Raw genomic sequence first — 25,797 nt, forward strand, 5'->3', positions numbered from 1 at the left:
CGGGGAAGTGTCGAACGCGTCCGCCGCGACGGCGCCGACCCTTGATGCAGCTTTTCCGGAAAGCGGCTGCCGTCGTCAGTTTCCGTAGCGCGAAGCGATGTCGCGAGACAGCGTCTCGCCTTCCTTCATGTAGCGGCTGATGGCTTCCGTCGCCGAGGCGGTGCATTGCGTATAAGTGCCGCCGAACGACCGGTAGCCGCGGTTGAAGCTGGCGATGAAGCGGGCGCGCCGCTCCGGGTTCGGATTTTCCGATGCGATCAGTTTTTCCATCTCGGCTCGCCACCGATCGCCCTTCTCGCCACACAGATTACGCAGGAAATGCAGCGAGCCGAGCACTTCCGCCAGCCGCATCAGCCCGGGCTCGAACGGTGCTTCGGCGGCAATCGCCGGGCGCGCACCGACAACCACACTGACGGCGAGGCATGCGGCGAGAAACGAAGACGTGCGGCTCATGAGGCTTTGTGCTGGAACAATTTGTCGCCTGCAAGGCGATTCTCTGGCTCACGTCTCGCCGTCTTTTTTGGGACCGAGTAGATCGTCGGCAATTTCAAACACTGCATCGGCGAGCGGCATCGCCATCATTTCGGCCAGCGTATAGAAAGCCGCGGTTTCGGCGTCGTCGCTGGCAACCGCCTCGCCGCCGGCATAATCGGCCCCAAACACCGTCAGCCAGTAGTCGACCGGATGTCCGTCCCCGCTGCCGTCGATGTGGATTTCCCGCAGCGGCCGGTAGCTGCACGCCTGCAATCCGGTCTCTTCCAGCAATTCGCGCCGTGCTGCCTGTTCCAGCGTCTCGCCGGCTTCGACCTTGCCGCCGGGAAAGGCATAGAGGCCTTGCGAGGGCGGCCTGGCCCGCTTGACCAGCAGCACCGTGTTCTCGCGCACGACGCAGGCCGAGACTGCCGGAATGATCTTGCGTGCTTCCATGGCTCCGGATCGCTCGATTGGCACAGCCCGTTGTGGACCGACCGTCGGCGAACAGCTTTAGCGGTTGCGAAAGGCAGGTTCCATGGCCACTTTCATACGCCACCAATCGAAAGCTGAATTCATGTGCGGACGCTTTGCTTTGACAGCCACTCCGGACCAGACCGCTGCCTTTCTCGGCCTGGCGGAACCTGAGGAGTTTCCGGCCCGCTACAATATCGCGCCGACGCAGCCGGTGCTGATGGCGCTCGCCGGATTGACGCAGGCGCCGGGCTCGAACCTGCCCGACCGCCGCTCGATTCTGGTGCGCTGGGGCCTGATTCCTGCTTGGGTGAAGGATACGCGTAATTTCCCGCTGCTGTTCAACGCGCGTTCCGAGGGGGCTTCGGAAAAGGCGTCGTTTCGCGCTGCCATGCGCCATCGCCGCGCCCTGGTGCCGGCTTCGGGATTCTACGAATGGCACCAAACCGGTGGCAGAAGAGGGCAGCCCTATTGGGTGCGGCCAAGACAGGGCGGGCTTGTCGCCTTCGCCGGGCTGATTGAGACCTATGCCGAGCCGGGCGGCTCGGAAGTGGACACCGGCGCCATTCTGACCGCCCACGCCAATGCCGATACTGCCCATATCCACGACCGCATGCCGGTAGTGATCCATCCCGAGGATTTCGCACGCTGGCTGGATTGCCGCACGCTCGAGCCGCGCGACGTGGCCGATCTGCTGAGACCCGCCCAGCCCGATTTCTTCGAAGCGATCCCGGTTTCCGACCTCGTCAATAAGGTCGCCGATACCGGGTCGGAGATTCAGGAGAAGGGCGTCATCGAGCCTGAGCCCGAGAAGGTCAAGCGCCAGAAGTCCGGCGCGAACGACAGTCAGATGAGTTTATTTTAGCAAAAGCTACTGTTACTGGTTCGCCGTGAGCGCCTCAATCTTCACCCGACCGCATTCTCAGGCAGCGCGCGGCGAGACGATCTTCTGTGCCGGCTTCTTCTTCTTCGCGGTGTGCAGAAGAGCGGCGACGATTGCTGCCGGGCCGATCGCTCGGTAATAGCTGGCGAGCGCCGGTTGCTTGGCACGGCTGGGTTCCTGCTTGGGCATTCTTCTCTTCCCTAGTAACGTCTTCGTGTCTGCGTTTGCTGGCCGAATCCGACCAAATCGTGACGCTTGCTGATCTAGCCGGCGAAGTTTCATGACAGTGCCGACATGTTTAATAAAATGTTTCAGTGCCGCATTTCCTGTGATCCAACGATATTTTTGGCGAAGGTAGCGACTTGACGGCAACACCGGGCAAGGCGATAAAGCCGGCCATGAAAACGCCTTTCGCCATTTGTGGCATTTGCATTATCGGCTAGCCTCGCGCTGGTCCTGGACGTTTTCGCCTCATCTCCTCCAAGATTGGACAAACGCCCCGGCCAGCAGGCTGGAGCCCGATTTGCGCCTCGGCGTAACTGGCTTCATCCAGAGCACGATCCCAAAGATCATGCTCAACCAAAGTAACGCACCGGGAACGCACGTATGTCTGACGCATCGAAGAGCCTGCGCCTCTACAACACGCTAACGCGGAGCAAGGAGGATTTCTTCCCGATCGATCCGCGCAACGTGCGCATGTATGTCTGCGGCCCGACGGTCTATGACTTCGCCCATATCGGCAATGCGCGGCCGGTGATCGTCTTCGACGTGCTGTTCCGTTTGCTACGCCATCTCTACGGGCAAGCGCACGTCACCTACGTCCGCAACATTACGGACGTCGACGACAAGATCAACGCTCGCGCGCTGCGCGATTTCGGCGGCGAAATTGCATCGGGCAAGCTGTCGCTGAACGAAGCGATCAGGCGGGTCACCGAAAAGACCGCCGGTCGGTTCCACAAGGACGTTGCGGCGCTCGGTTGCCTGGAACCGACGGTCGAGCCGCGCGCCACCGAGTTCGTCGAGCCCAGGCCCGACGGCAAAGTCGACATGATCTTCTTGATTCAACGCTTGATCGAACGCGGCCATGCCTATGTCGCGGCTGGAGAAGTCTTGTTCGATACCGCTTCCATGCCGGATTATGGGCAGTTGTCGAAGCGCAATCTCGATGAGCAGCAGGCCGGCGCCCGCGTCGCCGTCGATGCGCACAAGAAGAACCCGCAGGATTTCGTGCTGTGGAAATTGTCTTCGCCCGAGGAGCCGGGCTGGGACAGCCCGTGGGGCAGGGGTCGGCCGGGCTGGCACATCGAGTGCTCGGCGATGTCGGCCGCCTATCTCGGCGAGGTGTTCGACATCCATGGCGGTGGTCTCGACCTGATCTTTCCGCACCACGAGAACGAGATCGCGCAATCGCGTTGCGCCCACGGCACCGAAACGATGGCCAAGGTTTGGATGCACAACGGTTTCCTGCAGGTCGAAGGGCAGAAGATGTCCAAGAGCCTGGGCAATTTCTATTCGATCACCGAATTGCTGGAGACGGATACCTTTGGCGGCCGCAAATGGCCGGGCGAGGTGCTCAGGCTGGCGATGCTGATGACGCATTATCGCGAGCCGATCGACTTTTCCGTGCGCAAGCTGGAAGAGGCGGAAAGGCTGCTTACGAAACTCTACCGTCGATTTGATGAAATCTGGCCCGTGAACCCAATCACACCGGAACCTCGAATATTGGAGCATCTGCTCGACGATTTGCAGACATACGATGCGTTCCGCACCGCTTCTTCATCTGCGTACGGAGCTGGGGATGATGCGGGCCGAGTCTTGGCTGGTCTAAAACTTCTGGGTCTTATGCAGCACACCCCGGATGAATTCTTACGTGGCGTCCCAGCTGTGACTGAGACCGTCGCCCACGCAAGCATTCAGGAGGAGGACGACACCCTCGACGCATACGGCTCTGCTGGTCCCACCAAGGATCGTATCAGAGCGCGTATAGACGAAAGACTCGGTCTTATTCGCGAAAAGAACTGGGCCGAGGCCGACCGCATCCGCGACGAGCTCCTGGCGCAAGGCGTGCAATTGAAGGACGGAAAGGACCCGGTCACCGGCGCCCGCATCACCACCTGGGAGGTAAAGCGGTGAGGGTGGAGGTCGAAATGTGTGCAAGGCTGGCGAAGGCTTTTGTGATGGCCGATCTCCCCACTTGCGGGGGAGATGTCCGGCAGGACAGAGGGGGGTGGGAAGGACCGCCGACTTTCGACGTAACCCATTCGCACCCCGGAACCTGCTTGAGGGCGTGGCTCCGATCGGTTGACAGGCCGGAGGGACAGTACCCCCCTCTGTCCTGCCGGACATCTCCCCCGCAAGGGAGGAGATTGGCTGTCGTCGATGATTTCGCCAATCGCGAAGGCGAGGGTGCTTGATGGGTCACGACCTCGTTCCATCGCGTCAGCGAAAGAATGCAAAATCTATGCGCCGTGGCATGACCGATGCCGAGTTGAAGCTTTGGAACGAATTGCGCGCCCATCGGCTGATGGGGATGAGCTTTCGCCGGCAGGTGCCGATCGGACCTTACATCATCGACTTTGCTTGCTCGACACACAGCTTGATCATTGAGGTTGACGGCAGCCAACACGCGGATCCCGAAAGCGTCCAGCGTGACGAGGCACGAAGCGCGTACTTGAATGCCAGCGGCTGGACCATCCTGCGCTTTTGGAACGACGACGTCGTTCGCGATATTGACAATGTCTGCCAGCACATCGTGATCGTGGCCGGCCTGACTGGCGCCGACGTGTTGGCAGGCCAGCCAGCAACGGAGGTAGTTCCATGATCGATCATCTCGGCATCACCGTTTCGGATTTCGACGCGTCGAAGGGTTTTTACGACAGGGCGATGGCGCCGCTCGGCGCCTCGCTGCTTTACATGGTGCCGCAGGAATATACCGGCGGCGCCAAGGTCGGCGGCTACGGCCGCGACCGGCCGGTGTTTTGGCTGCACGCCGGCAAGGACAAGTCGAAGCATCATCAGCATGTCGCTTTCACCGCGCGCAGCCGCGCCGAGGTCGATGCCTTTCACGCCGCGGCAATTGCCGCCGGCGGCAAAGACAATGGCGGGCCTGGCCTGCGCCCGCACTACCATCCGAACTATTATGGCGCCTTCGTCCTCGATCCCGACGGCAACAATGTCGAGGCGGTCTGCCATGCTCCGGAGTAGTGCGCGATGAGCCTCGACAACAGACCGGTGTATACAGGCGGCTGCCAGTGCGGCGCCGTGCGCTTCCGCGTCGAAGGCACGCTCGGCGATGCTTCCGTCTGCCATTGCCGCATGTGCCAGAAGGCAAGCGGCAATTTCTACCTGCCGCTGGTCTCGGTGCGCGGCGCCAGGCTGGACTGGACGCGCGGTGAGCCCAAACGCTTCCGCTCGTCCAACGCGGCTTTGCGCGGTTTCTGCGCCGAATGCGGCACGCCGCTGACCTTCGAAGCGCCCGATGGCGTGGCGCTCGCCATCGCCGCATTCGACCACCCCGAGGAGATTGCGCCGACGATCCAATGGGGTGTCGAAGCCAAGGTCCCCTATGTGGATCATGTTCACGAATTGCTCGGTGAGGAAACGATGGCCGACGTCTCGTCTGCCTCCTATCTCGCCGACCTCGTCTCCTACCAACATCCCGACCACGACACCGAACAATGGCCGCCGGAGGAAAAATCATGACCGAAACCGTTCGTACCGGCGGCTGCCAGTGCGGCGCCGTGCGCTTCCGCATCCACGGGGCGCTCGGCCGCCCGTCCATTTGTCATTGCCGCATGTGCCAGAAACAGTTCGGGTCGTTTTTCGGCGCGCTGGTGACAGTGCCGAGCGACGGCGTCGAATGGGTGCGCGAGGAGCCGAGTTACTTTCAGTCGTCGGTCAACATCGATCGCGGCTTCTGCGCCCGCTGCGGCACACCGCTGACCTACCGCCAGCCCGGCGCGCTGGAGATCGCCATCGGCGCCTTCGACGACCGTTCCGATCTGGCGCCGCAGATCCAGGTCAACTACGCCGCCAGGCTGCCTTGGGTCGAGACGATCTTCGACGCGCCGATCCATGACGACCCGGATTTCTACGCGCGACAGGAATCCATCATCTCCTTCCAGCATCCCGATCACGAGACGGCCAACTGGCCGCAGCAGGGCCTGAAATTATGAGCAGCGAATTCCGTACCCTCTATCCCGAGATCGAGGCTTTCGAGTCCGGCATGCTCGACGTTGGCGATGGCCATCAGGTCTATTGGGAGCGCTCCGGCACCAAGGGGGCCAAGCCGGCTGTATTCCTGCATGGCGGGCCGGGCGGCACCATTTCGCCAAAGCACCGGCGGCTGTTCGACCCGAAGCTCTACGACCTCGTTCTGTTCGACCAGCGCGGCTGCGGAAAATCGACGCCCAATGCCTCGCTCGAAGCCAACACCACCTGGCACCTGGTCGCCGACATCGAGCGCCTGCGAAGAATGTGCGGCTTCGACAAATGGCTGGTGTTTGGCGGCTCGTGGGGTTCGACGCTGGCGCTGGCCTATGCCGAGACACATCCCGAGCGGGTCAGCGAACTGGTCGTGCGCGGCATTTACACGCTGACCCGCGCCGAACTCGAATGGTACTACCAGTTCGGCGTCTCGGAGATGTTCCCCGACAAGTGGGAGCGGTTTTTGGCGCCCATTCCGGAGGCTGAGCGCGGCGACATGATGGCCGCCTACCGCAAACGGCTGGTCGGCAGCGATCCTGTGGCGCGGGTCGAGGCCGCCCGCGCCTGGAGCCTGTGGGAGGGCGAGACGATCACGCTGCTGCCGGAACCGGAAACCAGCGGTCCCTTCGGCCAGGATGATTATGCCCTGGCTTTCGCCCGCATCGAGAACCACTATTTCGTCCGTGCCGGCTGGCTGGAAGAGGGACAGCTGCTGCGCGATGCATGGAAGCTTAAGGATATCCCGGGTACCATCGTTCACGGCCGCTACGACATGCCGTGCCCGGCGCGCTATGCCTGGGCGCTGCACAAGGCGTGGCCGAAAGCGGACTTCCATCTGATCGAAGGCGCCGGCCATGCCTATTCGGAGCCGGGCATCCTCGACAGGCTGATCCGCGCAACGGACATGTTTGCCGGGAAATGACCATGGCTCGCGAGCGCCTTTATCTGTTCGACACCACGCTGCGCGATGGTCAGCAGACGCCGGGTATCGACTTTTCCGTCGAGGACAAGATCGCCATCGCCAAGCTGCTGGACGAGTTCGGCATCGACTACGTCGAGGGCGGCTACCCCGGCGCCAATCCAACCGACACTGCCTTCTTTGCCGAGCGTCGCACGGCCGATGCCAAATTCGTTGCCTTCGGCATGACCAAGCGGGCAGGCGTGTCGGCTTCGAACGACCCCGGCCTCGCGACGCTGATCCAATCCAAATCTGATGCCATCTGCTTCGTCGCCAAGAGCTGGGACTACCACGTCCGCGTCGCGCTCGGCTGCACCAATGAGGAGAACCTCGAGGCGATCAAGACCTCGGTCGAGGCGGCGCTCACTGCCGGCAAGGAGGCGATGGTCGACTGCGAGCATTTCTTCGATGGCTTCAAGGCCAACCCCGATTATGCGCTGGCCTGCGCCAGAACGGCTTATGAAGCCGGCGCGCGCTGGGTGGTTTTGTGCGACACCAATGGCGGCACCCAGCCGTCCGAGGTGCGTGCCATCGTCGAAAAGGTGATCGCCGCCGGCATACCGGGCGACCATCTCGGCATCCACGCCCATGACGACACCGGCCAGGCGGTGGCGAATTCGCTTGCCGCCGTGGAGGCCGGCGTGCGCCAGATCCAGGGCACGCTGAATGGCATCGGCGAGCGCTGCGGCAACGCCAATCTGATCTCGATCGTGCCGACATTGGCGCTGAAGCCGGCCTTTTCGGGCCGCTTTGCTACAGGCATTTCGGCAGAGGCGTTGACCGGTATATCGCGTCTGTCCCGCGCCTTCGACGAGTTGCTGAACCGCGCGCCCGAAGCGCAGGCGCCCTATGTCGGCGCCTCCGCTTTCGCCACCAAGGCCGGCATCCATGCCTCGGCGCTGGCCAAGGAGCCGGCGACCTACGAGCATGTGCCGCCAGAGACTGTCGGCAACCGCCGCCGCATCATGGTTTCGGACCAAGGTGGGAAGGCCAATTTCCTCGCCGAGCTGAAGCGGCGCGGCATCGACGTGCCCCGGGATGACCATCGCCTGGACGCTCTGATCGCCGTGGTCAAGGAACGTGAGGCGGAGGGTTACGCTTACGAAGGCGCCGACGCCAGCTTCGAGCTTCTGGCGCGCAAGATGCTGCATGGCCTGCCGGAATTCTTCCGCGTCACCTCCTTCCGCTGCATGGTCGAGCGCCGCTTCGACGCCAACGGCCAGCTGAAGACGGTCTCGGAGGCGATTGTGAAAGTACTGGTCGAGGGCGAGGAGAAGATGTCGGTCGCCGAAGGCCATGGCCCGGTCAACGCGCTCGACATTGCACTGCGCAAGGATCTCGGCAAATTCCAGAGCGAGATCGCCGATCTCGAGCTGGCCGACTTCAAGGTGCGCATCCTCAATGGCGGCACCGAGGCGATCACCCGCGTGCTGATCGAATCGCATGACGGCACCGGCGCGCGCTGGTGGACGGTCGGCGTCTCCGAAAACATCATCGATGCTTCGTTCCAGGCGCTGATGGATTCGATTGTCTACAAGCTGATGAAGAACCGGGAGATGGCGGGACTGGTGGCGGCGGAGTAGGGAGATGGGCTTCTCGATAAGCTGGCTTGGTTTTCGTGGTTATGAAATAAAGGAAGCTGCGGCCTTGTTCGGGCGCGAAATTGGCGATTCATCGGAGATTTTCGAAGCGCCAGTGAATGCCTATGCCAGCGAAAAGAACTGGGCGATTATCATTCTCGATCCCTGCAGCTTCCCAAACCCACCTCAACAATATCTGGTGGCGATCTCGCAAGGGCGGGAAGTGGTTATCGCGCACATAGAAGAGCATGTCATGTTCGCCCGCGCCGAGCTCTGGCGCAACGGAAGGAACATTTGGAAAGTCTGGCACAGCGGTGACAAGACTGTGAGGGACTTGCATGTCACGGGTGATCTCCCCGCTTCTTTCGAAGTGCTGAAGCAGCAGTGTTTTTCCAAACAGGATGAAGAAGATACCAAGGGTTCCGAGGTCGATTTTGTTTTTGACCTTCCCCTCGATCTTGCGGCAGAGCTGACGGGCTTCAGGCACGATGAGGGTTCGCCCGACAGCGTCTTTTTCGAACTTAACGAGAAACCAGCTCAGCGTTGAGACCGCATGTCGTGTTGGTTGGGCCTTTTACCCTCTCGTACACGGCGCGATTGTTCAATGTTTGGTGGTCGGGTTGAACCATCAGCGAGACTCCATTGATCCATCAGCAATTTGCGATGGTTTTGGGCAAGCCGCTGGCGCATAGCCTTCGCCCATGACTACCCAAGCACTTCACATCGAAGCCGACACCAAAGCTCGTCGCGGTTTTCTGCTGGCGCTTGGCGCCTACCTCCTTTGGGGGCTGCTGCCCTTCTACATGAAGGCTGTCGCGCATCTGCCGCTGGCCGAAGTCATCGCCCACCGCATCGTCTGGTCGGTGCCAATCGCGGCCGCTGTCCTGGTCTGGGCCGGTCGCACTGCCGATTTCAAAGCGGCAGCTCGTTCGCCGCGCATCATTTCGATGGCAGTGCTGACGGCGGCGCTGATCTCGGTCAACTGGGGCATCTATGTCTGGGCGATCGCGGTCGACCGCACCATCGAGACCGCGCTTGGCTACTACATCAACCCGCTGGTCAGCGTCGTTGTCGGCGCGCTGCTGCTCGGCGAACGGCTCGACCGCCTGCAGGTCGTGGCGGTGGTGCTCGCGGCAATCGCCGTCGCGGTACTGACCATCGACGCCGGCAAGTTGCCTTGGGTGTCGCTGGTGCTGGCCTTTTCCTTTGCCGCCTATGCCTTCTTCCGCAAGACGCTGCCAATCGGCCCGAGCCAGGGCTTCCTGCTTGAAGTGCTGCTGCTGTCGGTGCCGGCGCTCGGCTACATCATCTTCCTGATCGCCACAGGACAGGATCATTTCGTCTCCAGCTCGTTGAACGACACCGCCTTGCTGATCGGCTGCGGGCCGGTCACCGCCGTGCCGCTGCTGTTGTTTGCGTTCGGCGCCAGGCTGCTGCGCCTCTCCACCATCGGCATCATGCAATATATCGCGCCGACCATCGTCTTTTTGATCGCGGTGCTGATTTTCGGCGAACCCTTCGGCAGTGTTCAGGCCATAGCCTTCGGGCTGATCTGGGCAGCACTGGCGATGTACTCCTGGTCGATGTTTTCTTCGGTGCGCAAGACCGTTTCCGCATCAGCTCGAGCCGCGTAACGAAGAAAGGCGGCTGGCCGGTCATTGCGGATTTAAGGAACGCAGTAGGGAAAGGAGTGAATAGTGAATAGTCAGTAGTGGATAGACAGGCGCGGTCTGGAACGTCTTGTGTTTCACTATTCACTATTCACTATTCACTATTCACTCTACATCTTATCAATCACCCACTGTACGCCCTCCGTCGGTGCATCGACGGACGATCCCGCCACCATGATGGCGGCGACGATTGCTTCCGGATCCTCGACCACCAGCGGCTTTACCCGTTGCGCCGTGTGGATGAAGCCTTCCGTTGCCATGTGGTCGAGCAGCGCTAGCATCGGATCCCAGAACCCTCCGACGTTACCGAAGACGATCGGCTTGCGGTGGTGGCCGAGTTGCGCCCAAGTCATGATCTCGACGATCTCCTCGACCGTGCCGATGCCGCCGGGCAACGCCACAAAGGCGTCGGATTTCTCGAACATCCTATGTTTGCGCTCATGCATATTGTCGGTGATGACGAGCTCGTCGAGCCGGTTAAGCGCGGTTTCGGTCGCCTCCCGGTTGATCAGAAAACGTGGAATTATGCCGGTTACCTTGCCGCCGGCCTTTAATGCCCCTTCAGCGACGGCACCCATGATCCCTTTAGTGCCACCGCCATAAATCAGACGCAGGCCGGACTTGGCGATCGAGCGGCCAAGCAAATGTCCGGCCTTGATATAAGTTTCATCTCGGCCCGGGGACGAGCCGCAATAGACGCAGACAGATCGAATCGTGTTCATGTTATGATTGGTGATAGGGACTATTGGCATGGTCAAGCCCTGGGGCGGGCTTTTTCTTGTCGGATTTGGTAAAACAGGCTAGACCGAATTAGGTGGCTAAGGGGCAGGGAAACATGGCAATTAATCCGTTGAAGGCGTTTTTGTTCGCGGCTGGCGGCTCTGTCGCCGCGGCGGGAACCGCCTATCTATCGGGCGCGCTCGACCCGTATCTCAATTCTACCCGGCCTGCGGAGGTCGCGGCGCTGACGCCGCCGGCTTCGAAACCGGTCGCTCCGGCGACCGAGGGGCGGCTGCCGCCTGCGCCCGCGGCGTCCACCGATGCGGCAGCGCCCGCTGCGCCGACCGCAGCAGGTGCAATCGTGCCGACCTTCGACATCGTGCGCGTCGAAAGCAACGGCTCGATCGTCGTCGCCGGCAATGCGGCGCCCAACGCCAAGGTCGAGATTCTCAACGGTTCGACTGTGCTCGGCTCGACGGTCGCCGGTCCCGACGGCGCCTTTGCCATTATTCTCGACGATCCGCTGAAGCCCGGCGACTACACGATCACGCTGCGCTCGACGGCTGGCAATGTCGTGACCGCCTCGGCGCAGACCGCCGTCGTTTCGATCCCCCAGAATTCCACCGGCCAAGTGCTGGCAATGGTCGAGGAGCCGGGCAAGCCGTCCGAACTGCTCACTGTTCCGGCCCCTGAGGCAAAATCTGATGCCGCGCTGCCTGCCCCCGGCACCGAACTGCCGGCCGCCGCCGCGCCGGCGCCAGCCGCGCCGGCCGCCATTGAAGCCGCACCGGCTCCGGTGGCGCCCGCCACACCGGTAGCGCCTGCTGCTCCCGCGGCGGAGCCCAAGATCGTCGTCGAAGCCGTCGAAATCGACGGCAACAAGATTTTCATTGCCGGCGTCACCGATCCCGGCCGCAAGGTGCGCGCCTATGCCAACGATATCCTGCTCGGCGACGCGAAGACCTCGCCCGACCGCCACTTCCTGGTCGAAGCGACACGTGACATCCCGGTCGGCACCTACACCATCCATGTCGACGCGCTCGATGCCGACGGCGTGAGCGTGGTGGCCCGTGCCGCCGTGCCGTTCGAACGCGAGCCAGGCGAGGCGGTTGCCGCCGTGGCGCCGGCCGGGCCGAAGCCTGCCGAGATAAAACCGGCCGAGCCGAATGCGCCAGCGACCGAAGCCGCGCCGACTACACCGGCAACAGCCGCCGAAACGCCCGCAACCACCCCCACTCCCGCCACCGAGGCCCCGGCCGAAATGGCCGCGACAACGCCTTCGGGCGAAACTCCCGAGACCATCGCTCCTAAGCTCGAACATGCCGATGGCGCAGTCATTATCCGCCGCCATGACACGCTGTGGCGGATTTCGCGGCGAGTCTATGGCCAAGGCATGCGCTACTCGACCATCTATCTCGCCAACCAGGACCAGATCAGCAATCCGAACCGCATCTGGCCGGGACAGGTGTTCAAGGTGCCGGGGAAATCGAAGGAAGGCGAACCCGCCGATCTCAAGGCAATGGGCGACCAGATGACGACGGCGCCAGCCAAGACCGAGTAGCCGTTCTGCCCATCAGGATAGCTTGCGGCAGGGCCAGTCATCGTTTATCGCCGATGCACGATGATCGAATCTCCCCCCGTAATGGACCGACGCCGGGCGGCAGATGAACGCGCGCCGGCCAATTGCACGCCGGCCAACTGCACGCCGGATAGCCGCGCTGTCGCTGTCCGGCTCGCGGCCCTTTCGCATCCGGCGCGGATCGAAATTCTCAAACACCTTTCCGCCAGCCGTTCCTGCTGCTGTCGCGAGGTCGTCGAGCATCTCGATCTGGCGCAGTCCACCGTTTCCCAGCATTTGAAGATCCTGGTCGAGGCCGGGCTGATCCGCTTCGAGCCTGACCGCCAGCGCTCGCGCTATGAGCTCGACCGCGCCGCGCTCGCCGATGTTTCGGCATCGCTGGCCGCGCTGGTCGATTCCTGCTGCTCCGGCCGCTAAGACATAAAAGGTAAACAAGAATGGCCGAGAAAACCGTTTCCGCCGATTCCGGCTCGACCTTCAGAACGTTGCGCAATCTCTGGCCCTATATGTGGCCGGCCGACCGCGCCGACCTGAGGGCCCGGGTGGTGTGGGCCACCGTGCTGCTGGTCGTCGCCAAGCTGACCCTGGTGGCCGGACCCTATTTCTTCAAATGGGCGACCGACGCACTGGCCGGCGATAGCAAATCGCCGCCGCCGCTGCCGGCCTTTCTGCTGGCGCCGGTCATGCTGGTCGTCGCCTACAATGCCGTGCGGCTGGTGCAGCTCGGCTTCAACCAGCTGCGCGACGCCCTGTTTGCACGGGTCGGCCAGCATGCCGTGCGTCGGCTCGCCTTCCGTACCTTCGTGCACATGCACGAATTGTCGCTGCGCTTCCACCTCGAACGGCGCACCGGCGGACTGTCGCGCGTCATCGAGCGCGGCACTAAAGGCATCGAGACGATCGTCCGGTTCACCATGCTGGCGACTGCGCCGACGATCGTCGAATTCGCGCTCACCGCCGGCATCTTCGCCGTCACCTATGGCTGGCTGTACGTCTTGGTGATCGCGGTCACGGTCTGGCTCTATGTCTGGTTCACCGTCAGGGCGAGCGATTGGCGTATTTCGATCCGCCGCGAGATGAACGACAGCGACAATGAAGCCAGCACTAAGGCGATCGATTCGCTGCTCAACTACGAAACAGTCAAATATTTCAACAACGAAGCCATGGAGGCCGAACGCTTCGACCGTTCCACGGCGCGCTATGAGGTGGCTGCGACCAGGACCTGGACCTCGCTTGGTTGGCTGAACTTCGGCCAAGGCGTGATCTTCGGCATCGGCATGACCGTCGTCATGGTGCTGTCGGCACTCGAGGTGAAGGCAGGCACACAGAGCGTCGGCGACTTCGTCTTCGTCAACGCCATGCTCATGCAGCTTTCGGTGCCGCTGAATTTCATCGGCATGATCTACCGCGAAATCCGCCAAGGCCTGACCGACATCGAAAACATGTTCGATCTGCTTGACGTCAAGCGCGAGATCGTCGATCGGCCAGGCGCCAAGCCACTGGTCGTCAGCGCCGGCAATGTCGAGTTCCGTGACGTGCATTTTTCCTACGACCCCAACCGCAAGATCCTGAAGGGTATCAGCTTCGAGGTGCCAGCAGGCAAGACGGTGGCCATTGTCGGTCCCTCCGGAGCCGGAAAGTCGACCATTTCGCGGCTTTTGTTTCGTTTCTACGATATCCAGCGCGGCAAGGTTCTGATCGACGGCCAGGACATTCGCGACGTGACGCAGGAGAGCTTACGCGCCGCCATCGGCATGGTGCCGCAGGACACGGTGCTGTTCAACGATACCATCGCCTACAACATCCGCTACGGCCGCATCGGTGCCAGCGAGGAGGATGTGCGCAAGGCAGCGGAACTGGCCCAGATCGGACCGTTCATCGAGCGGCTGCCCGACGGCTATCGCTCAATGGTGGGCGAGCGCGGGCTGAAACTCTCCGGCGGCGAGAAGCAGCGGGTGGCGATTGCCCGCACCATCTTGAAGGCTCCGCCGATCCTGATGCTCGACGAGGCGACTTCGGCGCTGGACAGCCACACCGAGCAGGAGATCCAGGCGGCACTCGACCTGGTCAGCCAGGGCCGCACCACCCTCGTCATCGCCCATCGGCTGTCTACAGTGATTTCGGCCGACGAAATCATCGTCCTGCAGGACGGCCAGATCGCCGAGCGCGGCACCCATGCCGCGTTGATGGCCAAGCGCGGCCTTTATGCATCGATGTGGGACCGCCAGCGCGAGGCAAGCGAGGCCGAGGAGCGGCTGCGCATTGCCCGCGAAAGCGACGAGTTCGGCGTCGTCGTTCGCCGCCGCACCTCGGAGGTGAGCTGAAAATTCGTGCTTGACCTCAACTTAAGTTGAGATCGTAGGCCGTTTTGGATCGCAGCAAGATGCGTCGTTCAAAAACGGAGACCATCGATATGAATGGGATAAATCAGGCAGGTAGTGGCGGCAGCGTATTCCGGGTGGACAAGTTTGTCGTTCCGACCAACGCCCGCGACGAGATTCTTGCCAAGGTCCGGATGACGCATGAATTGCTGCGCCAGCAGCAAGGGTTCGTCCAGGATTTCCTGCTTGAGCAATTCTCGGGGCCGGGCGAGTTCAACCTCGTGACCATTGTCGAATGGGAAGGGCAGGCCGCTGTCGACAAGGTCGTGCCGATCATCAAGGCTGCGCATGAGCGCAGCGGCTTCAATCCTCAGGAGACCATTCCGCGACTTGGCGTCAAGGCCGATATTGCCAACTATCAGCGGATTCCCGGGATGTAAGCTCTCTATGGCCAGCCGGCGCCCGGCGCAGTAGCGTCGACGCTGAGCACTTGGCCGGTACGGGCATCGCTGATCATATGTTCGAAGCCGCGCCATTCGGCGGCGACGATGAACAGCGTTTTTCCCTCGCTGCCGCCGAGCATGCAGGCAAAGCAGCCGCGGTCGACGTCGACGCTTTCGAGCATCGCGCCGCCCTCGCGCACCCGTACGCAATGCCTGTTCGGAACATCGGCATACCAGGCCGCACCTTCGGCATCGAGGCAGATGCCGTCGGGAAACCGTTGCCGAGATTGGCCCAGATCCTGCGGTTGGAAAGGCCGCCATCGGCAGCGATGTCGAAGGCGGTCAGCCGGTTGGCGTGGGACTCGGCAACGATCAGCGTCTTGTTGTCAGGCGTCACCGCCATGCCATTGGCGAAGGCGAGGTTCTCAGCCACCCGCTGAACCGCGCCGTCAGGCGCGACCAGCACGATGGTGCCGGGGCCGAAATGCTGGCCGGGACCCGGAGCAGGCCCACCACCATTGACATAGATGTTGCCGCGTCCATCGACGACGATCTCGTTCCACGGGCTCTTTGATAGTTGTCTCAGATCGGCATGGGTGACCAATGTCCCGTCTGCCTCCTGCCTGAGGATCAGCCCTTCGCGGCCGGACACGACAAGCAGGCGCCCGTCCGGCAGCCAGTCAATGGAATAGGGCAGGGTGGCCGGCACGGTGAGCACGATCTCGCTGTTGCCTAGGACGTCAACGGCGATGATCTGGCCCGTACCCCAGTTGCAGAACCACAGCCGGCCATCGTGCCAGCGCGGCGACTCGCCGAAGGCCAAGCCGTTCATCACCACTTGCACTTGCCTAGCTGCTGATTCCTGCATGGGCCGAGAACCTCCGGGTTTGCGCAAATCGTCATGGCCGAAAAGGCCGATGAGAGGCGCTGTCTTGCCAAGGACGGGCGAGAGTGCTGCGTTCCGACAATGAGGATGGCGACGGCGTCGTTTACATTTGACCTGAGTAGCCGCACGGAACCGCGTGATGCGCCGTGCGCCTCCACTCATCCTTCTTCAAGAAGTATAACCGGCCGGTGCTTGCGGACGGGAAAGTCAAATGCAAGAATCACCTGTTGTTGCCAAAGCACAAAAGGGGTTGACGTGTTCGAAAGATTTTCTCGCTGGGCTAAGGGGAAATTTCGTCGGTCGGCGCTCATTTCGCCGGCTCGCTCCGAGCAGTCATTCGTAGGCAGGCCGTTACCTTCGGTAATTGTGCCGCGCTCCGCGGTGGAACAGGCGGTTGATGAGCCTTTCAAGCTCGTTGTAGCCGTTGACGGTTTCGTCAACGCCATGCTCAGCAAGGCGCTCTACACGCGCTTCGAGATAAACCAGAAGGCGATGCAGGTGTACCATGCCGACCTCTATTTGGCGCAGGTGAATAATGGCGGCCACAGTCAGCTCATTCACAACTGCAACGTTTATGGAATTCTCGCCGACGTCATTGCCGACGCACGCGTTGGCCTTGCCGCAATGGGCGCGCATGAACAACTAGGCGCTCTGGACAAAATGGCAGGCTGGCTCGCAGAGCACCCTGATGAGGCCGAGCAACAGACCGGCTTCGAAGGCGGCCGTGACGACTTCCTCGACACACTTGATGAGCTTTTCTATGAAGCCGATAAGGCCGCGTCGATGCTTGCGCTTTCGGCGCGTTGGATCGCTTCGTGGCCCGAACTGAAAATTGTCGACGATCCCGACTGCGACGACGCCATCCATCAACTGGCCATGGCCAATCCCCGGCGCCAGCCGAGGCTACTCCATCGTTCTGTTGGCAAGCTGGTCAATCAAATGACGGGCTGGCGTGATGTCGGCGTCGGCCTTGCATGCGCCGAGGCGCCTAGGCCCGAGGTCAAGCTGGCGCTCGGCATGGCAAGGGTGCTGGACGTCGAGGGCGAAAAACTGTTGGCTTTTCAGCTGCGCACCAATGCCAAGGAGCCGCGTCTAGCCGTCGCCACGCCCACGCATGCGGCCGTCTATGAATATATCGCCCCGAAGGATCCGTCCGTCGCGCGTCCAGGCGAGAATCCATTCGCTGCCGGCGCCCCGCGCGTCGGCAAGAGACTTGCCCGTGTTGAAGCGCAGGCAATAGAAACGGTGCTCGAATTGGCCGCAGCCTATCATGCGCCGGTCGCTGTCGACCTCTTGCTACGCAGGGCCGGGTTCGATCCGACCGAAGCAATTGTCTCGGCGAACTCGGTCGTGGCCAGGGAAGGCGACACGGTTGTGAACTGGGTGGTTATGGCCGACGGGCACGTATTCTTCCTCCAGTCGACCCCGAACGGCGCCGAGCTGCGCGGCAGCCACGAAGAGAGCCTGGGGGAGGCCGATCGGCGCGAGCTCGACGAGTATTTCGATCAAGCGGCGGCAGCGGGTGCCTGAGTGGATTTCGCTTGGTCGTTCTGAGAGACGGCGGCGCGACCGCCAAACCCTCAACCGCCCCCATTGTCGCGTTGCGACCGCAGGGTGTTTCCGCTATTGAGGCCGGACTTGGAACCAAGGTTGTCCTGATCCCATGAGCCTCGTCGACACGATCAAGAATGCGTTCGTTCCGATCCATCGCGAGGGTTATCCCTTTATCGCTGCGTTCGGCGCGGCGACGCTCTTTCTTGGCTATTTCTCCTCGACCCTGTTCTGGATCGGTCTCATCCTGACGGCCTGGTGCGCCTATTTCTTCCGCGATCCCGAGCGTGTCACGCCGATCGACGACCGGCTGGTTGTCAGCCCGGCCGACGGCATCGTCTCGGCGGTTGGCCCGGCCGTGCCGCCGCGCGAGCTTGGCCTCGGCGGCGGCGAAATGACCCGCATCTCGGTATTCATGAACGTCTTTTCCTGCCACGTTAACCGCTCTCCGGTGCGTGGCCGCATTTCCAGGATCGAGCATCGGCCAGGAAAATTCCTCAACGCCGAACTCGACAAGGCAAGCACCGAGAACGAGCGCAACGGGCTGGTCATCGAAAGCCCCAATGGAACGGTCGCCGCGGTGCAGATTGCCGGCCTGGTGGCGCGGCGCATCGTCTGCTGGGCCGAGGCCGGCGGCGCCATCGGCACCGGCGAGCGCTTCGGACTGATCCGCTTTGGCTCGCGCGTCGATGTATTCCTGCCTTCGACCGCGACGCCGCGTGTCGCCGTCGGCCAGACCGCGGTTGGCGGTGAGACGGTGCTGGCGGAATTCGGCGGCGTTGCTGCAACGCCGCTCGTGCGGATCTCCTGACCGGTGGCGCCGCCGTTCAAGAAATTCGAGGCGCATGGCGGCGGTGGGCCGCGCATTCGCGAAATCCCGATGCGCATGGTGCTGCCCAATCTTGTCACGGTGCTTGCCATCTGCGCTGGCCTGTCCGGTATTCGCTTCGGCTTCGAGGGCCGCTTCGAGCCAGCGGTGGTGATGGTGCTGCTCGCCGCCTTCCTCGATGGTATCGACGGCCGTCTGGCGCGAATGCTGAAGGCGACTTCCAAATTCGGCGCCCAGATGGATTCGCTGGCCGATATCGTCAATTTCGGCGTGGCACCGGCGCTGGTGCTCTATGCCTTTCTACTCGACAGGGCAGGTTCGCCGGGCTGGATCGCCGCACTGCTGTTCACCATCGCCTGTGGGATGAGGCTTGCCCGTTTCAACGTGCTCGACGAAGAGCTCGACCGTCCGCAGTGGCAGACCGAATATTTCGTCGGCGTGCCGGCGCCGGCGGGTGCGGTGTTGGTGATGCTGCCGCTCTATCTGTTCTTCCTCAGGCTTGGGCTTGAACCCAGCCGCCTGGCGGCCTTCATTGCCACCGGCTTCACAATATTGGTGGCGTTCCTGCTGGTCAGCAGATTGCCCGTCTATTCCGGCAAGAGCGTCAGGATACCGGGCGACAGAGTGCTGCCGATCATCCTCGCAGTCGTCCTCTACGTCCTGCTTTTGATGACCTATCCCTGGTATACGCTGACGGCCTCGGTTGCCGGCTATCTGGTCTTCTTGCCGTTCAGCGTGCGCGCCTATTCGAGACGCGCCAAGCGCGAAGGCGAGAAGATGCCGTCGTCGGACATTGGCTGACGGATTTGGACTTGGGAGCGGCTAGCAGAGCACGCGGCGCTGTGGAACGCACCTCAAAAACCCGTTTTCGGAACTTGCTGGGCGGCCAGACCGTTTGTGTTGGTAGGTCCGTTTGAGCGGCGGGTCGTGATACGTCGTCAACGTCGCGCAAGCTGCCGCATCGGGCGCAAGACCATCGGAAACGAGGAGAAATGGCTGTCATCCTCATCGGCGCGTTACTGACTGTCGCCGGCCTCGTCTATATGGCGGTTGCGGCCATCATGCGCGGGCGGCTTAGTGAGCCGGCCGCTGTCTCCACCGCGCCGGATAGTCCGACGCCCAATCTCGCAACACAAGGTCCGACTCTGGAGCCGCGACGACGCGGGCTCCGTTTTCTTGGCCTGTCGCAGAACTGGCCGGGCCTGCTGATGATGGCCGTCGGCGTCATTCTGCTGTTGTCGGTGGTGGTCCTCTAGAGTTTTCGACAGCAAACCTCAGGCGGCTGCGCTCAGTCCCAGCCTCTCGAGCGCCAGCTTTCTAGTCGAGACATAGTCGGTCTTGCCGGAGCCCAGTACCGGGATCTCTTCGACCTTGACGATGTCGTTCGGCACCATCAGTTCGGCCGCCCCGGCCTTTTTGCCGAATTCGCGCAATTCGTCGGGATCCGCATTGTCGGCGGTGGTGACCAGAACGAGGCGCTCGCCGCGCCGCTTGTCCGGCACTGCCACCACGGCGTGATGCTCTTCCGGCCACAGCGACTGCACCAGCATCTCGACCGCACCAAGCGATACCATCTCGCCGGCTATCTTGGCGAAGCGCTTGGCGCGGCCGCGAATGGTGATGAAGCCTTCGCGATCGACCGAAACGATATCGCCGGTGTCGTGCCAGCCTTCGAGCGGCTGCAACTCGCCCGGCCTATCGGCGGTCATGTAGCCCATCATCAGGTTTGGCCCGTCGAGCCACAGCCGGCCGGCGTCGCTAATGCCTTCGACCGGTTCGAGTTTCATGCGCATGGCCGGCAGCAGCCGCCCGACCGTTCCGTCGCGGCCGTGGATGGCGGTGTTGACGGCAACCACCGGTGCGGCCTCGGTCAAGCCAAAACCTTCGATGATCTCGGCCTGGAAGCGCTCACGGTAAACCCGGCGCGTCTCCGGCTTCACCGCCTCGGCACCGGCCACGACGAAGCGCAGGCTGGAAAAATCGTCGTCCTTGGCGGTGCGGGCATAATTGGCGAGGAACGTGTCGGTGCCGAACATCACCGTCGGCCGGACCTTGCGCGCCACCTCCGGAATAAGTTTGTAGTGGAGCGGTGACGGGTAGAGGAACAGCTTTACTCCGGTGACCAGCGGCAGGATGGTGCCGCCGGTCAACCCGAACGAGTGGAACACCGGCAGCACGTTTAGCAGAATGTCGGCAGGCGAGATGGTGATGCGGGCTTCCGCCTGCATCGCATTGGCAAGAAGGTTCCGGTGCGACAGCACCACGGCCTTGGGCGTGCCTTCCGAGCCGGAGGTGAACAGGATCACCGCCGGCTTGGCGGCATCCTGGCGCTGCAGCGGCCAGCGCCACAGCAAGGCGGCTGCGGCCTTGTCCAGCACGGTCACGCTTGCGCGAACATCCTCTAGCCACAACAGTTTCGCCCCGCCTTTTTCCACCGCCTCGACGATGTCGGCGAGATTGGCCTTTTCGACAAAGGCGCGTGAGGAGACCACGGTGCGGATCATCGCCGTGCGGACGGCTGCGGTGACGCTGGCCGGGCCGGCGGTATAGTTGATCATTGCTGCCACCCGCGCAGCCGACAAAAGTCCGACGAACGACAGCACGACGCCATTAGCGTTGGGCAGGAGCAGCCCAACCGCTTCGCCCGGCGCTGTTATTGCCTCGAAGCGGTGGCCCAAAACCCTGGCGCCGATGAACATTTTCCGGTAGCTCAGCGCGCCACCAATGACGTCCTCGACAATTGGATGCGAAGCGCCAACCCGGTCGGCGGCATCGCGCATGGCAAGAAACAGGCCGCGATCGAGATCGTTGCCGAAAAGCCTGGCCTCAGCGAAGCGATCGAACAACGCATTTGTGTTGGAGGCCTGATCGGGATTCCGCGCCACCAGCTCGGCAATGGTCATCGGCTCCAGCACGCTGATCGACAGCTGCGGAAACCAGTGGCGGGGCGCCTTGTCCGCCGGCGTCAGTGAAGCCGGCAGGCTGCGTGCGCCGGCAACGAAGATCGGCACGATGCGCGCGTCGGCCTGCATGGCGATACGGGTGATGGCGCGAAACAACCGAAACGACTTGACGTCGGGCTCGACCGTATCCGGCAGGTAAACGGCGAGCCGGCCCTTGCCCTTCAGCACCCGCACCAATCTGCGGCTGACGAAGACATGCTCGGCGTTGAAGGCGATGGTGCGGCCGAGCTCACGCCACGGCTCCAGCCACGGCGACCTGGCCGAAGCCTGGTCGAGGATGTGCAGCGTGTCCTCCGGCAGCAGCGACAGCATCAGCGCCGGCTCGATGCGTGACTGATGCCAAACGACGTAGATGACCGGGGCCGCCGACTTGCGGGCAATCTTGATGCGCTCGTCGCTGATCCGGTAGGCGAGCTTGAACGGCACGTAGAGCAGCGCCTGGCTCAAACGCAGGCCGAGGCGGAACGTCTCCACCACGCCGATCAGCAGCCAGGCTGCGACAAGACCCGCAAGCAGCGCCAGTGTCAGGATCATCGCCGCATCTCCCAACAATCTCACGTCACGGCTCTTCAGTGGCCGCTTCGGGTGAGAACCTAGCCGAAGTTGGATCAACGTCAATGCGGCTCCATTTTCCTTTTCTCCTGTCATCACTGGATTCGGCTGCCTATCGCAGCTACGCCGCTTTCATCCTTCCGCTGATGAAGCGGAATTCCTGCGTCTTGCCGCCAAAGCCATAGGCGGCCGCAGGCACTTCATGCACGAGGGCGTAGCTTTCCTCATGCACCTTGCCCAGAAGCCGGCCGAATGCGGCAAAAATTGCCTGCAGATACGCCTCCAGCTCGAGCTTGGTGTTGGTGCCGTCGACAACCTTGATGTCGAGCCAAGCCGTGTTGGCGCCATGCTCGGCCAGCGACTTGCCGCCGGCGAACCAGTGCTCTGGGTCGTGATAGGAAATGGCAACAGCTGTAATCGTTGCATCTTTGCGCAGATGCATGGCCGTCAGTTCGGTCACCTCCTTGGCAATGGCGGCTGACAAACCGGCATCGGGTTTGCCGGTGACGCTGACATTGATGATCGGCATGTTTCTTCTCCTCGGCTTCAAGCGGCGTTTCTCGCCGTCGAAAAAATCGTGCCATCATTACTAAATCAAAAAAATCGAATTGTTTTTGATAAACACTTTGATAGTGTCGAATTATGCAGATGTTCGATCCCGACCTCCTCAAGACTTTCCTCGCTTTCGTCGATGACGGTTCCCTGGCGCGGGCCGCGTCGATCGTCGGCCGCTCCCCGTCCGCAGTGACCGCGCAGATGCAGCGGCTGGAGGATGTTGTCGGCGAAGCGCTGCTAGTGCCGCAGGGGCGAGGGCGCGGTCTGACGCCGGCAGGCGAGGATCTGGTCGGCCACGCGCGTCGCATCCTTGCCGCGCACCGCGAGGCGTGGCTGGCCCTCAAAGGGGCGCGTGCCGACGGGCGCGTCGCCATCGGCACCACGCAGGACTTCGCCGACAGCGGCTTGCCGCAGCTTCTCAGGGCTTTCGCTGTCAGCCATCCGCGCGTCAGGATCGAATTGCGCGTCGGCCGTTCCGCTGAACTGGCGCAGGCTTTGCAGGCCGGCACCCTTGATCTGGCCATTGCCATGCGGCAGGTGGCGACACGCGACGAAGTCGGCGTGCTCAAGGAACCGATGATCTGGCTTTGCTCACAGAATGGGCTGGCCACCCGCCATGACGAACTGCCCTTGGCACTGCTCGATCCTCATTGCGGGTTTCGCGAAGCGGCGACCAGTGCACTCGATGCGGCCGGCCGTCGCTACCGCATTGCTGCCGGCAGTGCCAGCCTTGCCGGCCTGCGCACGGCAGTGCACGCCGGCATCGCCTTGACGTTGAGGACTGCGCGCTTCGCTCATTCCGGCATCGTCGAGGCGCCGCACGATCTTGATCTGCCGCCAGTGCCGGTCGCCGAATTCGCCATCCGCTTGCGTGAGGATGCCGATCGACCAGCGCAGGATCTGGCCGCGTTGTTCAGCGGCAACCTGGCCTTGGCCAACTGAGCCAGCAAAGAAAAAGCCGACCTTGCGGTCGGCTCTGAGTAGGACGGGCCGAGGGGTTTGGGGGGACTTGGGGTGGCCCGTCGCAGCCATAATGACTGAGCCCTATGATGGTTCCATGACTTTTCAAATTTATTTTGAGGAACGGACTTCTCGTGATCGGACCGCCAACTCGCCCTCGGACGCGGCGAGGATTGGTCATGCATCCGCTGCGCGCTGCTTGGCCATCAGCCAGTCTCGGCCGGCGTGAGCGAACACCGCGCAAAGCACGATGGCCCCGCCGAGCATGCTGGCTGCCGGCGGGATCTCCGCGAGGAACAGGAAGGCAAACAGGATCGCGAATGGCACTTCGGCCGAGCCCAGCAATCCTGACTCGGCCGCCGGAATAAGCCGGGTGCCCTCCGTCCACAGGATCGAGGCCAGCGCGAACGAGGCGCCGAAGGTGGCTAGAAGCACAGCGTCCCTGGCCGAGACGGCCAGCGGATCGGTGATGAGCCAGCCGAGCACGAACAGGAGGAACGCCGACACGGCACCCGCCCACACCACCGGCGTATCGCGGAAGGCCCGCACCATGATCATGTAGAGCGCGCTGCCGATCGTCATCAGCAGCGCCAACCCGTCGCCGAACAGATGGCCGGTGCCGAAGCCGGACCAGACCATGATCGCCACACCGCACAGTGACACGGCGGCGGCGGCAAGCGTCTGCAGCCGGAACGGCTCGCGGACCAGCATGAAGGCAAGCAGCGCGGTGACGAAGGGTGCGGTGGCGTAGATGATCGCGACATTGGCGACAAAGGTGAACTTGAACGCCGAGATGAAGGCGATGCTGGCGAGCGCGCCCTCGATCGCCAGCAGCCAGCCGCGCCAGCCGAGCCGCAGGCTGTCGCGACCGCCGGAGCGCTGGCGACGCCATAGCACATAAAGGCTGATCAGGATCGAGCCGACGAAGCCGCGCCAGCAGGTGATGGTCAGCGGGTCGGCATGGATCGATTTGGTCAGCACGCCGGTGAGGCCGAAGACGGCCGCCGATGCCGAGACCAGGATGATGCCGAGGGTACGTTCGCGGGCGCTTTCCACTGTGCCTGACATGTCCAGCGATTCCGTCATTTTACCAGCTTACGCTGCCCCGTCCTGACACCATAGTGTCAGCTTGATCGAGGCGTCGTGCATCGAAACAGCAGACGGCAGCGCCGTTGAACAGGAGGCCCGCAAGAACCCTTTCGCGGGTTTCCAGGGTGGCGATATCGGCCATATGTCCGGCGGCCTTACGAATGTGTTGGAGAGAGGGTGTGAAGGCGTTGGATGTCGGGCACCCGTATCGTCAGGCTTACGGGCGAAACCCTGCCAAGCGCTACGCCAGCGGGGACTTGCGTTTGGGGCAGGCGACACCGCCGTTAAGCGGCGAAGCCAGACAACTATGGGAGAGAAATGAAATGGACGCGATCGCATTGAAGGCCATGCAGGCGCCGCTGAAGGAGGCCTATCGCGACGACGCCTCGCGCGCGCTGATTACCCTCAAGGCCAAGGGCTCGATCGACAACCAATCGATCGCCTGCAAGGTCGAGACGGGCAGGGCGATTGCCCTTGCCGGGCTGCATCCGGCGACCGGCGGCACCGGGCTCGAACTCTGCTCCGGCGACATGCTGCTGGAGGCGCTGGTGGCTTGCGCCGGTGTCACGCTGAAGGCAGTGGCGACGGCGCTGGAATTCAAGCTTGGAGCCGCCACGGTGGAAGCCGAAGGCGATCTCGACTTTCGCGGCACGCTTGGCGTGGCGAGGGATGCGCCGGTTGGCTTCCGCGCCATCCGGCTGACATTTGGGCTCGACACCGACGAACCGCAGGAGCGCATCGATGCGCTGCTCAAGCTGACCGAGCGCTACTGCGTGGTGTTTCAGACCATCAGCCAGAAGCCGGAGCTGACGGTCAGCGCCCGACGCTGACGATCTCCCCTTGAGGGTCCTCAGGGGGAGATGTCGCCGAAGGCGACAGAGGGGTTGTCTCGCGTGAAGCGCCAACCGCTGCAGCAGGCCGAGCCCGATCGGACCAACCCCCCTCTGGCCTGTCGGCCATCTCCCCCTCAAGGGGGTGTTTGGACCGGGGACATCGCGAACAGCTGTGCGAGGACATCGCGAACAGTTTGCCATCCTATCGTTGGCTTGCATTGAGGTCGATGGTCTGGATTTTCTGGTGGCGGAAGTAGGCATCGAAGACGCCATC

27 protein-coding genes and 1 pseudogene are annotated in these 25,797 nt (G+C 62.5%); 20 read left to right on the forward strand and 8 right to left on the reverse strand.

Translation table 11 applies throughout. The annotated features are described in order from the left end of the window. Nucleotides 1-75: 75 nt before the first annotated feature. Entirely contained in the window at nucleotides 76-453 is a 378-nt protein-coding gene (locus NKJ13_RS20930) for a TIGR02301 family protein (RefSeq protein WP_023677748.1), read from the reverse strand. A gap of 48 nt (nucleotides 454-501) precedes the next feature. Continuing rightward, a complete protein-coding gene (locus NKJ13_RS20935; RefSeq protein ID WP_352508519.1) occupies nucleotides 502-927 on the reverse strand; it encodes an NUDIX hydrolase in 426 nt (141 codons plus the stop codon). Nucleotides 928-1,048: 121 nt separating this feature from the next. Between NKJ13_RS20935 and NKJ13_RS20940 the strand changes: the two genes are divergently transcribed. Further along, nucleotides 1,049-1,810 carry an SOS response-associated peptidase gene (locus NKJ13_RS20940; protein WP_352738209.1) on the forward strand — a complete coding sequence of 254 codons (762 nt, stop codon included), beginning with the start codon at nucleotides 1,049-1,051 and terminating at the stop codon, nucleotides 1,808-1,810. A 57-nt stretch (nucleotides 1,811-1,867) separates the two neighbouring features. On the opposite strand, the gene NKJ13_RS20945 is transcribed toward NKJ13_RS20940, so the two are convergent. Then, nucleotides 1,868-2,017: a hypothetical protein gene (locus tag NKJ13_RS20945; protein ID WP_254820210.1), complete on the reverse strand. Its 150-nt coding sequence runs from the start codon at nucleotides 2,015-2,017 to the stop codon at nucleotides 1,868-1,870. A 417-nt stretch (nucleotides 2,018-2,434) separates the two neighbouring features. Between NKJ13_RS20945 and cysS the strand changes: the two genes are divergently transcribed. From cysS to rarD, 9 genes are all read left to right on the forward strand, one after another. Continuing rightward, complete coding sequence (cysS, locus tag NKJ13_RS20950; protein WP_352738134.1) at nucleotides 2,435-3,961, forward strand: cysteine--tRNA ligase; 1,527 nt, start codon at nucleotides 2,435-2,437, stop codon at nucleotides 3,959-3,961. Nucleotides 3,962-4,241: 280 nt separating this feature from the next. Beyond that, a complete protein-coding gene (locus NKJ13_RS20955; protein ID WP_352705439.1) occupies nucleotides 4,242-4,649 on the forward strand; it encodes an endonuclease domain-containing protein in 408 nt (135 codons plus the stop codon). Beyond that, nucleotides 4,646-5,032 carry a VOC family protein gene (locus NKJ13_RS20960; protein ID WP_352705388.1) on the forward strand — a complete coding sequence of 129 codons (387 nt, stop codon included), beginning with the start codon at nucleotides 4,646-4,648 and terminating at the stop codon, nucleotides 5,030-5,032. Before NKJ13_RS20955 ends, NKJ13_RS20960 begins: the two co-directional genes overlap by 4 nt. 6 nt (nucleotides 5,033-5,038) lie before the next feature. After that, entirely contained in the window at nucleotides 5,039-5,530 is a 492-nt protein-coding gene (locus tag NKJ13_RS20965; RefSeq protein ID WP_352738132.1) for a GFA family protein, read from the forward strand. Next, on the forward strand, nucleotides 5,527-6,003 hold the full coding sequence (locus NKJ13_RS20970) for a GFA family protein (RefSeq protein WP_352448982.1): 477 nt from the start codon (nucleotides 5,527-5,529) through the stop codon (nucleotides 6,001-6,003). The genes NKJ13_RS20965 and NKJ13_RS20970 overlap by 4 nt, the downstream gene beginning before the upstream one ends. Then, nucleotides 6,000-6,956: a prolyl aminopeptidase gene (pip, locus tag NKJ13_RS20975; RefSeq protein WP_352738131.1), complete on the forward strand. Its 957-nt coding sequence runs from the start codon at nucleotides 6,000-6,002 to the stop codon at nucleotides 6,954-6,956. The genes NKJ13_RS20970 and pip overlap by 4 nt, the downstream gene beginning before the upstream one ends. Beyond that, nucleotides 6,953-8,575, forward strand: coding sequence for a citramalate synthase (cimA, locus tag NKJ13_RS20980; RefSeq protein WP_352738128.1), 1,623 nt, complete (start codon nucleotides 6,953-6,955; stop codon nucleotides 8,573-8,575). The genes pip and cimA overlap by 4 nt, the downstream gene beginning before the upstream one ends. Before the next feature lie 4 nt (nucleotides 8,576-8,579). Further along, a complete protein-coding gene (locus NKJ13_RS20985; RefSeq protein ID WP_352738126.1) occupies nucleotides 8,580-9,119 on the forward strand; it encodes a hypothetical protein in 540 nt (179 codons plus the stop codon). Nucleotides 9,120-9,273: 154 nt separating this feature from the next. After that, complete coding sequence (gene rarD, locus NKJ13_RS20990; protein WP_352738124.1) at nucleotides 9,274-10,206, forward strand: EamA family transporter RarD; 933 nt, start codon at nucleotides 9,274-9,276, stop codon at nucleotides 10,204-10,206. 146 nt (nucleotides 10,207-10,352) lie between these two features. Here rarD and NKJ13_RS20995 read toward each other — a convergent pair whose 3' ends face one another. Further along, on the reverse strand, nucleotides 10,353-10,964 hold the full coding sequence (locus NKJ13_RS20995; protein ID WP_352738122.1) for an LOG family protein: 612 nt from the start codon (nucleotides 10,962-10,964) through the stop codon (nucleotides 10,353-10,355). 113 nt (nucleotides 10,965-11,077) lie between these two features. Between NKJ13_RS20995 and NKJ13_RS21000 the strand changes: the two genes are divergently transcribed. The 4 genes from NKJ13_RS21000 to NKJ13_RS21015 all read left to right on the forward strand — a co-directional run bounded on the left by NKJ13_RS21000 (nucleotide 11,078) and on the right by NKJ13_RS21015 (nucleotide 15,302). After that, nucleotides 11,078-12,523 carry a LysM peptidoglycan-binding domain-containing protein gene (locus NKJ13_RS21000; protein WP_352738119.1) on the forward strand — a complete coding sequence of 482 codons (1,446 nt, stop codon included), beginning with the start codon at nucleotides 11,078-11,080 and terminating at the stop codon, nucleotides 12,521-12,523. Between the two features lie 81 nt (nucleotides 12,524-12,604). Then, nucleotides 12,605-12,958 (forward strand): ArsR/SmtB family transcription factor, encoded by a 354-nt coding sequence (locus NKJ13_RS21005; protein WP_352508542.1) that lies wholly within the window; start codon nucleotides 12,605-12,607, stop codon nucleotides 12,956-12,958. A 20-nt stretch (nucleotides 12,959-12,978) separates the two neighbouring features. Further along, nucleotides 12,979-14,865, forward strand: coding sequence for an ABCB family ABC transporter ATP-binding protein/permease (locus NKJ13_RS21010; protein ID WP_352738118.1), 1,887 nt, complete (start codon nucleotides 12,979-12,981; stop codon nucleotides 14,863-14,865). An 89-nt stretch (nucleotides 14,866-14,954) separates the two neighbouring features. Then, the gene (locus NKJ13_RS21015; RefSeq protein WP_352738207.1) at nucleotides 14,955-15,302 is read left to right on the forward strand and encodes an antibiotic biosynthesis monooxygenase; all 348 of its coding nucleotides are present in this window, start codon (nucleotides 14,955-14,957) and stop codon (nucleotides 15,300-15,302) included. A gap of 5 nt (nucleotides 15,303-15,307) precedes the next feature. Here the strand turns inward: NKJ13_RS21015 and NKJ13_RS21020 are convergent. Then, nucleotides 15,308-16,173, reverse strand: a pseudogene (locus NKJ13_RS21020) (SMP-30/gluconolactonase/LRE family protein). A 33-nt stretch (nucleotides 16,174-16,206) separates the two neighbouring features. On the opposite strand from NKJ13_RS21020, the gene NKJ13_RS21025 reads away from it, so the two are divergent. From NKJ13_RS21025 to NKJ13_RS21040, 4 genes are all read left to right on the forward strand, one after another. Next, nucleotides 16,207-17,721, forward strand: a complete 1,515-nt coding sequence (locus NKJ13_RS21025; protein ID WP_352778079.1) for a DMP19 family protein — start codon at nucleotides 16,207-16,209, stop codon at nucleotides 17,719-17,721. Nucleotides 17,722-17,854: 133 nt separating this feature from the next. After that, on the forward strand, nucleotides 17,855-18,553 hold the full coding sequence (locus NKJ13_RS21030) for a phosphatidylserine decarboxylase (RefSeq protein WP_352647365.1): 699 nt from the start codon (nucleotides 17,855-17,857) through the stop codon (nucleotides 18,551-18,553). A gap of 3 nt (nucleotides 18,554-18,556) precedes the next feature. Then, nucleotides 18,557-19,372 carry a CDP-alcohol phosphatidyltransferase family protein gene (locus NKJ13_RS21035; protein ID WP_352738114.1) on the forward strand — a complete coding sequence of 272 codons (816 nt, stop codon included), beginning with the start codon at nucleotides 18,557-18,559 and terminating at the stop codon, nucleotides 19,370-19,372. A 191-nt stretch (nucleotides 19,373-19,563) separates the two neighbouring features. Beyond that, complete coding sequence (locus tag NKJ13_RS21040) at nucleotides 19,564-19,827, forward strand: hypothetical protein (RefSeq protein ID WP_352738112.1); 264 nt, start codon at nucleotides 19,564-19,566, stop codon at nucleotides 19,825-19,827. Nucleotides 19,828-19,845: 18 nt separating this feature from the next. Here NKJ13_RS21040 and NKJ13_RS21045 read toward each other — a convergent pair whose 3' ends face one another. Next, nucleotides 19,846-22,068 carry an AMP-binding protein gene (locus tag NKJ13_RS21045; protein ID WP_352778083.1) on the reverse strand — a complete coding sequence of 741 codons (2,223 nt, stop codon included), beginning with the start codon at nucleotides 22,066-22,068 and terminating at the stop codon, nucleotides 19,846-19,848. A gap of 139 nt (nucleotides 22,069-22,207) precedes the next feature. After that, nucleotides 22,208-22,615, reverse strand: coding sequence for a tautomerase family protein (locus NKJ13_RS21050; RefSeq protein WP_352479219.1), 408 nt, complete (start codon nucleotides 22,613-22,615; stop codon nucleotides 22,208-22,210). A 113-nt stretch (nucleotides 22,616-22,728) separates the two neighbouring features. On the opposite strand from NKJ13_RS21050, the gene NKJ13_RS21055 reads away from it, so the two are divergent. Beyond that, nucleotides 22,729-23,583, forward strand: coding sequence for a LysR substrate-binding domain-containing protein (locus tag NKJ13_RS21055; protein WP_352738110.1), 855 nt, complete (start codon nucleotides 22,729-22,731; stop codon nucleotides 23,581-23,583). Between the two features lie 195 nt (nucleotides 23,584-23,778). Here the strand turns inward: NKJ13_RS21055 and NKJ13_RS21060 are convergent, their stop codons facing one another. After that, the gene (locus tag NKJ13_RS21060; protein WP_352738108.1) at nucleotides 23,779-24,687 is read right to left on the reverse strand and encodes a DMT family transporter; all 909 of its coding nucleotides are present in this window, start codon (nucleotides 24,685-24,687) and stop codon (nucleotides 23,779-23,781) included. Between the two features lie 326 nt (nucleotides 24,688-25,013). On the opposite strand from NKJ13_RS21060, the gene NKJ13_RS21065 reads away from it, so the two are divergent. Beyond that, the gene (locus NKJ13_RS21065) at nucleotides 25,014-25,520 is read left to right on the forward strand and encodes an OsmC family protein (protein ID WP_352738106.1); all 507 of its coding nucleotides are present in this window, start codon (nucleotides 25,014-25,016) and stop codon (nucleotides 25,518-25,520) included. Nucleotides 25,521-25,797: the final 277 nt, after the last annotated feature.

Source organism: Mesorhizobium sp. M0174 (genome assembly GCF_040322275.1).
Classification (GTDB): Bacteria; Pseudomonadota; Alphaproteobacteria; order Rhizobiales; family Rhizobiaceae; genus Mesorhizobium.